This window comes from Bradyrhizobium sp. HKCCYLRH3059 (assembly GCF_051168035.1).
GTDB lineage: Bacteria > Pseudomonadota > Alphaproteobacteria > Rhizobiales > Xanthobacteraceae > Bradyrhizobium.
Map to the genome: position 1 here is coordinate 185570 of NZ_JBNPUF010000001.1, position 12898 is coordinate 198467.

Here is a 12898-nt window from a genome sequence, read left to right on the forward strand (position 1 = left end):
AAGCGGCTCGTTCAACCGATTTCACGTCTCACGATGCCGAGTTCGAGCAGACTTTCCGCAGAGGCGACGATCGCGTCCTCGTTGGAGCGCGAACTCCAGCCGCGCAGCGTTTCGCGCACCGGCGCTCAGCTCGCCTCCGTTGCGGCCACCGAACTCTCGCCAGGCGTCTTGAGCCAGGGCAGCTCGAACTGGCAGGTCAGCCCGCTCTCGGCAAACGTCCGCTGCAGATGCCTGACCGTGCGGGTCAGCAGCCGGCTGCCGAAGCCGACCACTGGCGGCTCCGTTGCCGGCGGGCCACCGCTTTCCTGCCAGCGAACATGCAGCGCGTCCTGCGCCAACGACCAGCTAACATCGACGTGGCCGTCGGGCGTGGTGAGCGCGCCATATTTGCTGGCGTTGCAGGCCATCTCGTGGATGACGAGAGCCAGCTGCGTCGTCAGCTCGACCGGAACCAGGATGGCGGGGCCGCTGGTGGCGAGTTGATCCGGTGTGCTGGCGAACGGCACGACCTGACTCCTGATGAGGGCGGCGAGATCGGCGCCCTGCCAGTCGTTCTCGGCAAGGCTCGTGTGCGCCGTCGCCAGCGCATGCAGGCGCGACGTGAAATCGCGGACCTTGGCGTCGTGCCGCGGCAGCAGCTGATGCGCCAGCGATTGCACCACGGCAAGGCTGTTCTTGACGCGATGGGCCAGCTCATGCACGAGCAGTTCGCGCTTGCGGTCGGCTTCCTTCGCGGCCGTGACGTCGATGTTGACGCCGATCATGTACGGATCGCCGCCGCCCTCGCCACCCAACATGCGGGCGCGCGCCTCGATCCAGCGGATCGAGCCGTCGGGCAGCGGCACCCGCCATTCCGAATCGAGCTCCCCGGTTGTCAGCGCCTGCTTGTTGTCCCGGTCGGCACGCGCCTGGTCCTCGGGATGCACCAGCGCCAGCCAGGCGTCATAGGTCCCGGGGAACGTGCCCGGCGCAAGTCCATAGAGCTCTTCGATCTCATCGGACCAGTGGCTGGCGCCGGATCTGCCGTCCCAGGTAAAGGTGCCAAGCCGTCCGTATTTCGCGGCGAGTTTGAGCTGCCCGGCCGTGCGCGACGCATCGTCCCTGGCTTGGGCGAGCATCCCGAAATTCTCCTGGATGACGCGTGCACTCTCCGCCTGCGCCTTTTCGGCCGCAGCTAGTCGGGCGTTGAGCGCCCGGACCTCCGGGGGATCGGAGGGCGCGGCCTCGCCGGGGATGGCGCGCTTGACGGCGATGCTTTCGAGCGGCCGGGCGATGCTTCGGCCGATGCCGGCCGCCAGCAGCAGCGCCAGGGCACAGATCGTCGTCGCCGCGATGGTTGCGGTCTGCACCGTCGAGGAGATCGCCTGGGCGAAAGCCGCCTGCTTGATGCCGACCCCGACAGTCCAGTCGCTCAGTTGGGGACGCGCATTGGCGTTGATGATCCGATCACCCTCGATCGACGGAAACTCCGCGATCCCCTCAGCCTTGGCAGTCGCCCGCCATCCGGCCGACGCCGGCTGCCCGGTCGAGGTGGCGTTCTTCGGGATGCGCGAAATGTAGCGGCCCTGGCCGTCCATGATGCCGACCAGCCAGTCGGCCGGCAGCTGCTGCTGGGCCAGCAGCCGGGTGTAGTTCGCGGCTGGCATGGCAATCGAAAGGCAGCGGAACGGCTTGCCGTCCTTGAAGACGGGGACATCAACGGTCGCCACCCACGCGCCGGAATTGGGACCGGTGAAGATGTCGGAGATCGACGGCCTTCCGGACTGAAAAGCGCGCTCCTGCGAGCCCCAGCCTTCGGGCGCGCGCTCGCCGAGCGGCTTGCCCGGCGTCGCCCCGGTGTTGAGCAGGATGCGGCCGCTCGCGTCCGACACGATGATCCAGCCTTCGCCGCTGACCGCACCGACGCGGCGCGCCTCCGCCTCGAAGTTGCTGAGATCGGCGGCACTGAGATCCGGAGACTTGCCCAGCACCTCGGCGAGCGCGATGTAGCGCCGCAATTCGGCGTCGACGGCACCGGAGATCGTCTGCGCGGCATAGGACAGGCCGCGCCGGATCGAGGCGTCGGCGGATTGCGCCATCGATACGATGACATAGGCGATCAGCCCGACGCAGGGCAGGAACAGAATGCCGGCCAGGAGAAGGAGGCGCCCCTTGATGCTCAAGGCGCCATAGGAACGCTCCATCGTTGCCAGCGCGCCCCTGGCTATGTCCGGCTCGCCCATGATTCCCCGCGGCGTTCCGAGATGGAACCGCCGATAATTCAGCAGACGCGAAAAAGTTCCGGACGCTTGGAAAACCAACAGCGCGCGCGGTCGTGCCGGCATTGCCGGCCCGCAGACCGCTCAGGTGACGAGACACTCGACCTCGCGCACACCGGCGCCGTCTCAGCAACAGACGCTGCGGCCGCACCCGGCAAGCGGCCGCAATCCCCGCTCGTTCAGGTCAATGTCGCGACCTACTCGTCGCGATAGACCTTTTCACGCTTCTCGTGGCGTTCCTGCGCCTCCACCGACAGCGTCGCAATGGGACGGGCCTCGAGCCGCTTCAGCGAAATCGGCTCGCCGGTCTCCTCGCAATAGCCGTAGGTGTTGTCCTCGATGCGCTGGAGCGCCGCGTCGATCTTGGAGATCAGCTTGCGCTGGCGGTCACGGGCGCGAAGCTCGATCGCCCGATCGGTCTCCGACGACGCGCGGTCGGCGAGGTCCGGATGGTTCACGTTCTCCTCCTGCAGAGCCTGCAGGGTGAGCTTCGATTCGCGCAGGATCTCCTCCTTCCATGCCAGCAGCTTGGCGCGGAAATAGTCGCGCTGGCGTTCGTTCATGAAAGGCTCTTTTTCGGAAGGTTTGTAGTTCTTCAACTTTTCCAAGGTCAGCCCATCTGTACGTGCTGGCGCCGGTTTCGGCACCGGCGGACGGAATACGCCCGTTCGCGGCCGCGTTATATAGCGGCCTCATGTGACAGACAATATTTCCATCGGCACGGGCGCCCCGCCGTTCGGGCCGTTGCACAGGCAAATTCGGCCCCAGCCGGCGGGACGCCGTGGACGGCCTCAGTAACCGACCGTGAAACGGGCCCGCCGGTGGGCTGGACGCTCGATTTCGTCGGCCATCGCGACCGCGAAGTCCTCGAAGGTGACGAAGCTCTTGCCGTCGGCATCGACCAGCAGCTGATCCGTTCCGAGCCGGAACTTGCCCGTCCGGGGGCCGAAATCGATCATCGCAGAGGGCGACAGGAAGGTCCAATCGAGCTCCTTCTCCTGGCGCAGGCGGTCGAGGAACGCGGCGCCCTTCTCCGCTTCGGCCTTGTAGGCGGCCGGAAAGCCGGGCGTCGTCACCAGCCGCACACCCGGCGCGACCTCGAGCGAGCCGGCGCCGCCGACCACGAGGTAACGCGATACGCCGGAGTCCTTGGCCGCCCCGATCAGGGTCTCGACATCGCTGGCCGAGAAATGGATCGCGCTGATCGCGACGTCATGGCCGGCCCAGAGTTTCGCCAGCGCGGCGCGGTCGTTGGCGTCCCCCCGCACCGCCGTGACGTTGGCGTGCTTCTCGATCTTGTCCGGGTTGCGGGCAATGCCGGTGACCTGGTGGCCGCGGCTGGCCAACTCGGCGGTGATGCGGGACCCGGCACGGCCGGAGGCGCCGGCGACGGCGATCTTCATGGGGAAACTCCTATGTTCGAGATCACGAGGTCGGATCCGAGGTCTGGACGAAGTCGCCTCGGTATCCGATAGTGACTAGATAGCGGAACGAATGCTGGTGTTAAGAGCGTACTTTAAGATCACCTGGTCACGCCGGAGTAACCGATGAGAGCCGCGAACGTCTATTCGGCCGACTGCCCAACGCGACAGATCCTGGATCGCGTCGGCGACAAATGGGCCGTGCTGATCCTGATCCTGCTGCGCAACGAACCCCTGCGCTTCAATCAGTTGCGGCGGTCGATCGAAGGGATTTCGCAGAAGATGCTGTCCCAGGTGCTGAAGAGCCTGGAGCGCGACGGCCTGGTGCGGCGGCGCGCGATCGCGACCGTCCCGGTCACCGTCGAATATTCGATCACGCCGCTCGGGCTGACGCTCGCCGCCGCGGTCGATCCGCTGCGCGACTGGGCCGAGCGTCATCTCAAGGAGGTCACCGCCGCGCAGCGGCGCTACGACGCGCAACAGCCGTCGAAGGCGGCTTGAACGCGCGAAGCGTCTCAGCTCCGCCCGGCCTTGGCGAGCTCGACCTCGACGCGCAGTTCGATCTCGGAGAGGATCGCATCCAGTCCCGGGTCGCCCGAGGTCTGCTTCAGGTCGGCCGCGGCATCGCGAAGCCGCAGCGCCATCGCAGTGTCGAGCTTGCCGGACAGCAGCGTCAGCTTGAGATCATCGAGCACGTCGAGCGCGCGCTTGCCGCGCTGGACCGAGCGCTTGCGGCGCTCCGCCGGCTCCTCCTCGATGCCCTGCAGCGCCAGCAGCGCATCAATGTTCGCCGTCTGCTTCGGCGCGAGGGTCGCGCGCGTGTCCTGTGTGGTGCCGACGTCAGGCAGCTTGAAGCCGCTGGACGAGGCCTTCCGCGTGCTGCTGGTTGACGAGCCCAGGGTCGTGCCGTTCGGTCCGTAGATGCGCATCGATGGCTCCCGCAAGCTTCGCGTGTCGAGCGGGAGATTGGCTCCGCCGTGGTTAACGGTGCGTAAACGGCCCGGCAAATTCTGCCGGGGCGGCAGCTTCGTTCCCCCGGAGTAACCCTGGACCGCGACAAAGCTTCGAGTCGATTTCACACTCTTTCAATGAGTTAGCCCGGAGCATCGCTGTGGCACGGCCCTCGCATAGTTAATGCCGATCATGCGGTCATGGGAGTGGCCGAGTGATCACTTGAAGAGTTCGAGGGGAGCATAGGATGCGACGCGTCCGAACTACGCGCCTGTTTCAGGTCGCCTGCGCCGCGGTGCTGGCGCTGGCATCTACCGTCATGTCTGCGAATGCGACCTCGCGGATCAAGGATCTCGCCAATATCGAGGGCGTGCGCCAGAACCAGCTGATCGGCTACGGCCTCGTGGTCGGCCTCAACGGCACCGGCGATACGCTGAACAACATTCCGTTCACCAAGCAGTCGCTGCAGGCGATGCTCGAGCGCATGGGCGTCAACATCCGCGGCGCCACCATCCGCACCGGCAACGTCGCCGCTGTCATGGTCACCGGAAACCTGCCGCCATTCGCCACGCAAGGCACGCGCATGGACGTGACGGTCTCCGCGCTCGGCGACGCCAAGAACCTGCAGGGCGGCACCCTGCTCGTCACCCCGCTGCTCGGCGCCGACGGCAACGTCTATGCGGTGGCGCAGGGCTCGCTCGCGATCTCCGGTTTCCAGGCCGAGGGCGAGGCCGCCAAGATCGTGCGCGGCGTGCCGACGGTCGGCCGCATCGCCAACGGCGCCATCATCGAGCGCGAGATCGAGTTCGCGCTGAACCGGCTGCCGAACGTGCGGCTTGCGCTGCGCAACGCCGACTTCACCACCGCCAAGCGCATCGCGGCCGCGGTCAATGATTTCCTCGGCGTCAAGACTGCCGAGCCGATCGATCCGTCGACGGTGCAGCTGAGCATCCCGCCGGAGTTCAAGGGCAACGTCGTCGCCTTGCTGACCGAGATCGAGCAGTTGCAGGTCGACCCGGATCTCGCCGCCAAGATCGTCATCGACGAGCGCTCCGGCATCATCGTGATGGGTCGCGACGTGCGTGTGGCGACCGTCGCCGTGGCCCAGGGCAACCTCACCGTCACGATCTCCGAAAGTCCGCAGGTCAGCCAGCCCAATCCGCTGTCGCGCGGCCGCACCGTGGTCACGCCGCGCACCAGCGTCGGCGTCACCGAGGAAGGCAAGAAGTTCGCGGTCGTCAGGGACGGCGTGTCATTGCAGCAACTGGTCGACGGCCTCAACGGCCTCGGCATCGGCCCCCGCGACCTGATCAGCATCCTGCAGGCCATCAAGGCGGCCGGCGCGATCGAAGCCGACATCGAGGTGATGTGATGGCGACGTCCTTCATCGACTCCTATCATGGCCGCGTCGCTCTCAGCATGCCGACGGCCGCGGCCGTCACCGCGCCGCGCACCGATCTCGATCTCGCGGCGGCTCTGACCAAGGTCTCGCCCAAGGCACAGGCCAGGGCCAAGGCGACGGCAACCGACTTCGAAGCCATGTTCCTCAACAGCATGTTCTCGCAGATGACCAGCGGCGTGAAGGGCGAAGGTCCGTTCGGCGACACGCCGGGCACCGGCGTCTGGCGCTCGATGCTGACGGAGCAATATTCCAAGAACTTCGCCAAGGCCGGCGGCGTCGGCATCTCAAACGACGTCTTCCGCACTCTCATCCTGCAACAGGCCGGCAGCAGCTCCGGCGCCAACGGCAAAGCGTAGATGTTCGCGTGACGAGCGCGTGGGCGGCAAACGCTCACGCCGAAGGGAGTTATGAAATGACCGCACAGGGACAAGCGAAGAAGACGACCTACACGGCCGCCACCAGCGCCGCAGAGGCACGCGCGCTCGCCGACGAGATGGTGAGCGTCATGAGCGAGCTGATCGCGGTCATCGAGCAGGAGACCGAACTGGTCCGCGCCGGCAAGCTGCGCGAAGGCATGGCGTTCGGCCCCAAGAAGACCGAGCTGTCCCGCCACTACGTCACGACCGTGGGCCGCCTCAAGGCGAGCCAGAATTTCATGAAGCAGACCGCGCCGGAGCTGCTCGCCACCCTGCATCGTCACCACGACACCTTTCGCGCCATGCTGCAGGTGAACCTGACCGTGCTGGCGACGGCGCACGCGATCTCGGAAAAGATCGTGCGCGGCGTCAATGCCGAGGTTCAGCGCAAGAACATCCCCAGCACCTATACCGCCGGCGGCCGCCGCGCCGCCCCGGGCGCGCGACACCTCACCCCGCTCGCCGTCAGCCGGACGCTCTGAGCCTCACCGCCAGCCCCCATCTGCATCGCCGCGCCGCCTCGAGGGCCGCGCGGCCGCCGCCGTTTAACGCTCGGATAAGCTTAAAAGGCCGGCGCGAATCACAACGCGGTGTTCATCCTATTTCCTAACATAACGTTGATTGGTCATCGGCATAGTTGCAAGCGGGATGGGTTGGGAATTGACTCGATGGCCATGAGGAGGCTGCCATGAGTTCCGATTTCAGCGTAAGACCGGTAGGGACGCCTGCGTCCGTTCCGATAATTCCGCCGTCGAGCCAGGCGGTGGTGAGCGCTGTTCCGACGGACCTTCCTCCCAGCCAGACCGTGACCGCGGCCGAGCCCGGCGTCCCCGTGCGCAACGACATCCCGGTCAACATCGCAAACGATCTGTCCGTGTCACGCCAAGCCTATTACGATCGCGCCGCTGCCGCTCTGGTGTTCCAGGTGGTCAACCGCAAGACCGACCAGGTCGTGACCCAATATCCAGATGAGGCCGTGCTGCGCCGCCGGGCCTACTTCAACACGCTCGACCTGCAGAAGGATATGCAGAGGGCCGACGTGCCGCGCGTCGTGGCGACCGATCGCACTGCCTGAGCCCCCGCGGAACCGGGCCGCTTCATTCCGCCGCCCGCACGCCGCCCCACCGGGCGGCGTTGCCGTATCGAGCCGCGCAGCTTTGGCGGATCAACGGCTCCGTATCGCGTAGGCGGTGTCGAGATAGGTCTGGCCCGAGGCGGCGTCGGTGACCACGTTCTTGATCTGGGCCTTGCCGTTGCCGGTCGGCGTGAACTTCGTATCGCCGATCCTGAACGCATGAGACCGGGAACGACTTCCCGTTGGCATGTCTTCCGCTCCAACCGCCCGATATAGAGCGTCGGATAGACGGCCACGTATCTGCTGTTGCTTCGCGCCGTACTGCGCAGGTTCGACTTGTAGGACGCAGACAGGATGCTGGCGATATCGGTCACGACGACGCGCCTCCCGCCCTGCCCCCGACGGTCAGCTCCGCCCGGACAACCCCGCGGCGATGTGGCAGTTGATGTCGATCAGCGACTTGAGCTTCGCCGGATCCGGGTCCATCTGCATCTCGATCGTCTGCTTCATCACGAACACGCCGATATTTGCGATGTTCTGGCGGATGTCGAGCGGATTCGGATTGTCGTCCGCCTCCATCGCGCTCATGAAGATCGTCCACAAGCGACGATTGAAGAGCAGAGCCTTGTACATGTTGCGATCAGGGCCGTTCCAATTGGCCTGGACTTCCTGCAGCTGCCGTGCCGCTTTCAACAGAGCCTGAGCTTCGATCTCCCGTGGTGATGCCGTCGTCTGCGACGTGCGGGCATAGGCTTGAGCGGCATATGACATCAACTACTCCGGACTGACGCAGGGACACGACCAAACTGCTCAGGTTTTGTACTTTGTGTGCCTTTAAAATATGGTTAGCGGCCGTTAGCGGAATTTGTTTCGTAGCGTCACGGAGCACCGCAAATCGCTTTGTTTGGTGCACCTCTTAATTTCTTGCGAACGCGGTGATTCAAAATGTCCGGACGAAGCTCGTACGTTGTTCATCCCGCCCGAGCGGCGCGAACTACACGAACAACGGCGTTCTCACAGAGCTGACTCACGGCCCCGACATCGAACGGAGACCAGTGCCGGCACGCTCGGCATAGCCTAACGCAGAAGCGGCGGGCATGGCCCGCCGCTTCGATGAGATATTATTCCGGTACGTTCGCGCGTCAGCGCAGCAGCTGCAGCACGCTCGCCTGCGACTGATTGGCCAGCGCGAGCGCGGAGACCGCGATCGACTGGCGCGTCGACAGCGCCTGGCTGTTGGCCGCCTCCTCGTTGGTGTCGGCCAAGGTCAAGTTCGACGAGCCGGTCTGCAGCACGTTGATCAGGTTCTTGTTGAAGTCCTGACGGATCTGCACGATCGAGAGGTTCGAACCGAGCGACGACGCTTCAGAGCGGATCGCGGTCGATGCACTGTTCAAGGTCGTCAGCACCTTGTTGGCCGAGTTGCTGTCGAGGAAGTCGCTTCCGACCACCAGCGCCGACAGGCCGAGACCGGTGCTGTTGAAGGTCACGCCGGTGATGTTCAGCGTGGACCGTCCGGTCTCGTTGAACACCAACTTGAGCGTGTCGCCGTTGAGCAGGTTGATGCCGTTGAACGAGGCGTCTTGCGCCGTGGTGTTGATCTGCGCCAGGACGTTGTTGTACTGCGCGATCAGGCCGGCACGCGTCGTCTGAGAGTTGGTGTCGGCCACCGGGGTCGAGGCCGTCACGCCGTTGAAGGCCATGCTGGCCGCGGTCGAAGAGCCGGCGACCGCGCCGATCGTCGACGATGCCGCTTCGTTGGTGGTGAGGATCGTAAGCTGGCCCGTCGTGCTCAGGCTGGCCTGCAGGTTGTTGGCCGCGAGCGCCGTATTGAGCTGTGCCAGCGTCGAGATCTGCGAAGCACCTGTGCCGAACGTTATGTTCGTTGCGACGCCGCCCCCTGTCGAGGCAATTGTCAACGTCTGTCCTGTCAAGGCTGGCGGATTTCGTGTGGTCGTGCCGGCGGTCAATCCGAGCTTGGCCAGGGCCGTGCCCGATACTGTCAGATCCTGCGCCGTGCCTGTCGCCAGCTGGATCTTGCCCGCTGCCACCGTGGACGGCGTTGCGGTGGCTCCGGTCACCGAATCGATGGCAGCCAAGAGGTTGCTGACGGTGTCGCCGACGCCGATATTGGTACCGGCCGAGACCGAGCCGGCCACGAAGGTGAACACGACACCGTTGACCACGAGCGTATCGCCGGTGGTGACGCTGCTCGCCAGGTCGTTCGAGGTCGAGCTCGCCGTACCCGACAGCCTGGTGGATCCGGTGATCGCAACGGCCGAGCTGAGGTTGTCGTTGTTGACCGTGCTGCCGGTCACGAAATTGTTTGAGGAGCTGCCGAGCAGGTTGTTCGCCGTCGCCCCTGAGATGACCGCGGAGGTCACGCTCGACTTGGTGGTGTATCCCGTCGGCGCCTGAAGCACTTGGCTTGCGATCGATTTGGCGCTGTCGACAAGCTTCTGAAGTGAGGTGAGACCGGTATTCGCAGCCTGGAGAACCTGGACACCGTTGCCGATGCTGTCGAGCAGATTCGCAATGTCGCTCGCGCGGTTGTTGAGCGATTGCGAGGTGAAGAATTCGGTGGGGTTATCGAGCGCCGTGTTGACCTTGTTGCCGGTGGCCAGGTTGTTTTGAGTCGTGGCCAGCAGCGATGCGGTGTTTTGCAGCGCCAGCAGGTTTTGGCGAACCGAAGCCGAGAGAACGATACCGGACATGTGTGTGAAACCTTCCTAGTTATTCACCAGGGGGTTCTAGTCCACCCACTTTTAAAACATGGTTAATGGCACTTTAAATTTCTTGCTTAACGACTGGTTGCGATCCTTGGCTCCACTCGCGTCCGGTTCCAGACCAGTATTGATACGGGCCGGACGGCCAAACCAGGCGAAAAAAAGCGGCGGGGTTTCCCCCGCCGCCTTGGTCGTCGAGATGCGATGCTTGTGGATCAGCGCAGCAGCTGCAGCACGCTCGCCTGCGACTGGTTGGCGAGCGACAGCGCGGACACCGCGATCGACTGACGGGTCGACAGCGCCTGGCTGTTGGCCGCTTCCTCGTTGGTGTCGGCCAGCGTCAGGTTCGACGAGCCGGTCTGCAGCACGTTGATCAGGTTCTTGTTGAAGTCCTGACGGATCTGCACCACCGACAGGTTCGAACCCAGCGTGGAGGCTTCCGACCGCAGCGTCGAGCTCGCCGAGTTCAACAGGGTGATCACCTTGTTCGCCGAGTTGTTGTCGAGGAAGTCGGTGCCCGAGGTGAGGTTCGACAGGCCAAGACCGCCAGTGTTGAAGGTCACACCGGTGATCGAGAGCGTTGACTTGCCGTTCTCGTTGAAGGTCAGCTTCAGCGTATCGCCGTTCAGCAGGTTGACACCGTTGAACGAGGCGTCGGCCGCGGTCGTGTTGATCTGCGCCAGCACGTTGTTGTACTGCGAGACCAGGCTCGCGCGCTGCGTCTGCGCGGTCGCATCCGCCACCGGCGCCGCCGCCGTCAGACCGTTGAAGGCCTGGCTGGATGCAGCCGACGTACCGCCGATCGCACCGATCGTGGCCGAAGCCGCGTCGTTGGTCGTGGTGATCGAGATCTTGCCGGTGGTATCGATCGAGGCTTGCAGGTTGTTCGCCGCGAGCTTGGTGTTGAGATCGTTCAGCGACTTGACCTGCCCTGTCCCTAGACCGAACGTGACACTCGTCGCCGTGCCACCTCCTGTGGCGCCGATCGTCAAGGTCTGACCTGACAAGCCGTCGCCGACAGCAGTCAGCCCGAGCTTGCCCAAGGTGCCGGTGCTGCCCGAGAGCGTCAATCCCGCCGCCGGCGGCGTCAGGGTGATCGCCCCCGCGGTGATCGACGCGGTGACGCCGGTCTGGGTCTGGATCGCCGACAGCAGGTTGCTGACGCTGTCGCCGATGCCGATGTTGGTGCCCGTCGAGGACGTGCCGGTGATGAAGGTGAAGGTGGTGCCGTTGACGACCAGCGTCTCACCGGAGGTGATGCCGGAGGCGAGGTTGTTCGACGCGGTGCCCGCCGTGCCCGACAGCTTGGTCGAGCCGGTGATCGCCACCGCGCTCGAGGTATTGTCGTTGTTCACGACCGAGCCGGTCACAGCTGTCGAGCTGGAGCCGAGCAGGTCGGTGGCGGTCGCCCCGGTCAGAGCCGCCGAGGTCACGCTGGACTTGGTCGAGTAGCCCACGGAGCTCTGCAGCACCTGGTTGGCGATCGACTTGGCGCTGTCGACGAGCTTCTGCAACGAGGTGATGCCGGTGTTGGCGGCCTGCAGCACCTGCACGCCGTTGCCGATACCGTCGAGCAGATTGGAGATGTCGGAAGCGCGGTTGTCGAGACCCTGGGCGGTGAAGAAGTTGGTCGGATTGTCGAGCGCCGAGTTGACCTTCTTGCCCGTGGAGAGATTGTTCTGGGTGGTGGCGAGGAGCTGAGCCGTCGACTGAAGCGAGAGCAGATTCTGACGCACCGACGCCGAGAGAACAATACCTGACATTTTCATACCCTTCTGGTGTGAAACAAACGGCCCGATCCATTCAGGATCAAGGCGAAGCCCGTCGGTGACTGCACCACCGGGCGACGGGCGTTAAGGTAAATGCGAGCGGCTAACAAACAGTGAAGTCACGACCGCTCGCGGTCCCCGATGCGTGGCATCGGCACGGCCGCGCATCGGCGATTCGCCGCGGATCACCTTGAAAACACCGTATATTCGCCAGGCGGGCGCGGCCGTTTACCGTCCGTTAACCATGATCGGAAAGGATTGCTGCGCACCGACCGATCGAGCGCGCAGACTCCCCGCGCGATCTAGACTGGCAGCTGGACCCGTCATCGGCCTCGACGCAGCAGGTTCGGCGCCACGCCGATTGCGGCAACGGAGAATGAGAATGGCCCTGAAAGTCGAACTGAAGCCGCATGAGCGCATCATCATCGGCTCCTGCGTGATCACCAACACCGATCAGCGCGCGCGCCTCCTGATCGACGGCGAGAACATTCCGATCCTGCGCGAGAAGGACATCCTGACGCCGGAGACGGCCGACACGCCGGCCAAGCTCGTCTATCTTGCGGTCCAGCTGATGTACATCTCGCCGGGGGCAGACGCGGATCACGGCACCTATTTCAACCTGCTGCGCGACATCATCACCACGGTGCCGAGCGCCTGGCCGATTATCGAGGCGATCAACGGTCATATCCTCAACGGCGATCTCTACCAGGCGCTGAAGGAAGCCAAGAAGCTCGTCGCCTACGAGAAGAAGCTGATCGAGCAGGCTGAAGCCGAACAGCAGGACAAGCCGGTGAGCTCGGCGGCCTGAGCTTTCGTCTCCTCACCCGACATCGAAAGGCCCGGCTCGCCAGTCGCGAGACCGGGCTTTCCGATTTTTGCG

14 protein-coding genes are annotated in these 12898 nt (G+C 64.6%); 6 read left to right on the plus strand and 8 right to left on the minus strand.

Features of this window, described 5'->3' with window-relative positions:
• Positions 1-125 precede the first annotated feature (125 nt).
• The 3 genes from ACQR13_RS00845 to ACQR13_RS00855 all read right to left on the minus strand — a co-directional run bounded on the left by ACQR13_RS00845 (position 126) and on the right by ACQR13_RS00855 (position 3661).
• Positions 126-2222 carry a sensor histidine kinase gene (locus ACQR13_RS00845; protein ID WP_434862507.1) on the minus strand — a complete coding sequence of 699 codons (2097 nt, stop codon included), beginning with the start codon at positions 2220-2222 and terminating at the stop codon, positions 126-128.
• 233 nt (positions 2223-2455) lie between these two features.
• A complete protein-coding gene (gene dksA / locus ACQR13_RS00850; protein ID WP_170323279.1) occupies positions 2456-2821 on the minus strand; it encodes an RNA polymerase-binding protein DksA in 366 nt (121 codons plus the stop codon).
• A 228-nt stretch (positions 2822-3049) separates the two neighbouring features.
• Complete coding sequence (locus ACQR13_RS00855) at positions 3050-3661, minus strand: NAD(P)-dependent oxidoreductase (protein WP_315716007.1); 612 nt, start codon at positions 3659-3661, stop codon at positions 3050-3052.
• A 144-nt stretch (positions 3662-3805) separates the two neighbouring features.
• On the opposite strand from ACQR13_RS00855, the gene ACQR13_RS00860 reads away from it, so the two are divergent.
• A complete protein-coding gene (locus ACQR13_RS00860; RefSeq protein WP_315716006.1) occupies positions 3806-4180 on the plus strand; it encodes a winged helix-turn-helix transcriptional regulator in 375 nt (124 codons plus the stop codon).
• A 14-nt stretch (positions 4181-4194) separates the two neighbouring features.
• On the opposite strand, the gene ACQR13_RS00865 is transcribed toward ACQR13_RS00860, so the two are convergent.
• Positions 4195-4608 (minus strand): flagellar assembly protein FliX, encoded by a 414-nt coding sequence (locus ACQR13_RS00865; protein ID WP_315716005.1) that lies wholly within the window; start codon positions 4606-4608, stop codon positions 4195-4197.
• A gap of 269 nt (positions 4609-4877) precedes the next feature.
• On the opposite strand from ACQR13_RS00865, the gene ACQR13_RS00870 reads away from it, so the two are divergent.
• The 4 genes from ACQR13_RS00870 (at position 4878) to ACQR13_RS00885 (ending at position 7523) form a co-directional block, all read left to right on the plus strand.
• On the plus strand, positions 4878-6002 hold the full coding sequence (locus ACQR13_RS00870) for a flagellar basal body P-ring protein FlgI (RefSeq protein WP_315828149.1): 1125 nt from the start codon (positions 4878-4880) through the stop codon (positions 6000-6002).
• Positions 6002-6388 carry a flagellar assembly peptidoglycan hydrolase FlgJ gene (flgJ, locus tag ACQR13_RS00875; RefSeq protein ID WP_315716003.1) on the plus strand — a complete coding sequence of 129 codons (387 nt, stop codon included), beginning with the start codon at positions 6002-6004 and terminating at the stop codon, positions 6386-6388. Before ACQR13_RS00870 ends, flgJ begins: the two co-directional genes overlap by 1 nt.
• A gap of 56 nt (positions 6389-6444) precedes the next feature.
• Positions 6445-6930 (plus strand): hypothetical protein, encoded by a 486-nt coding sequence (locus tag ACQR13_RS00880; protein ID WP_315716002.1) that lies wholly within the window; start codon positions 6445-6447, stop codon positions 6928-6930.
• A 206-nt stretch (positions 6931-7136) separates the two neighbouring features.
• Positions 7137-7523 (plus strand): hypothetical protein, encoded by a 387-nt coding sequence (locus ACQR13_RS00885; RefSeq protein ID WP_315716001.1) that lies wholly within the window; start codon positions 7137-7139, stop codon positions 7521-7523.
• Between the two features lie 90 nt (positions 7524-7613).
• Here ACQR13_RS00885 and ACQR13_RS00890 read toward each other — a convergent pair whose 3' ends face one another.
• The 4 genes from ACQR13_RS00890 to ACQR13_RS00905 form a co-directional block, all read right to left on the minus strand.
• Entirely contained in the window at positions 7614-7772 is a 159-nt protein-coding gene (locus ACQR13_RS00890) for a hypothetical protein (RefSeq protein ID WP_434862508.1), read from the minus strand.
• A gap of 156 nt (positions 7773-7928) precedes the next feature.
• A complete protein-coding gene (gene flaF / locus ACQR13_RS00895) occupies positions 7929-8294 on the minus strand; it encodes a flagellar biosynthesis regulator FlaF (protein ID WP_315715999.1) in 366 nt (121 codons plus the stop codon).
• Between the two features lie 371 nt (positions 8295-8665).
• Entirely contained in the window at positions 8666-10237 is a 1572-nt protein-coding gene (locus tag ACQR13_RS00900; protein WP_315715998.1) for a flagellin, read from the minus strand.
• 227 nt (positions 10238-10464) lie between these two features.
• Entirely contained in the window at positions 10465-12012 is a 1548-nt protein-coding gene (locus ACQR13_RS00905) for a flagellin (protein ID WP_315715997.1), read from the minus strand.
• Positions 12013-12400: 388 nt separating this feature from the next.
• Here ACQR13_RS00905 and flbT point away from each other — a divergent pair, with 388 nt between their 5' ends.
• On the plus strand, positions 12401-12826 hold the full coding sequence (flbT, locus tag ACQR13_RS00910; RefSeq protein WP_315715996.1) for a flagellar biosynthesis repressor FlbT: 426 nt from the start codon (positions 12401-12403) through the stop codon (positions 12824-12826).
• The last annotated feature ends 72 nt before the right edge of the window (positions 12827-12898 follow it).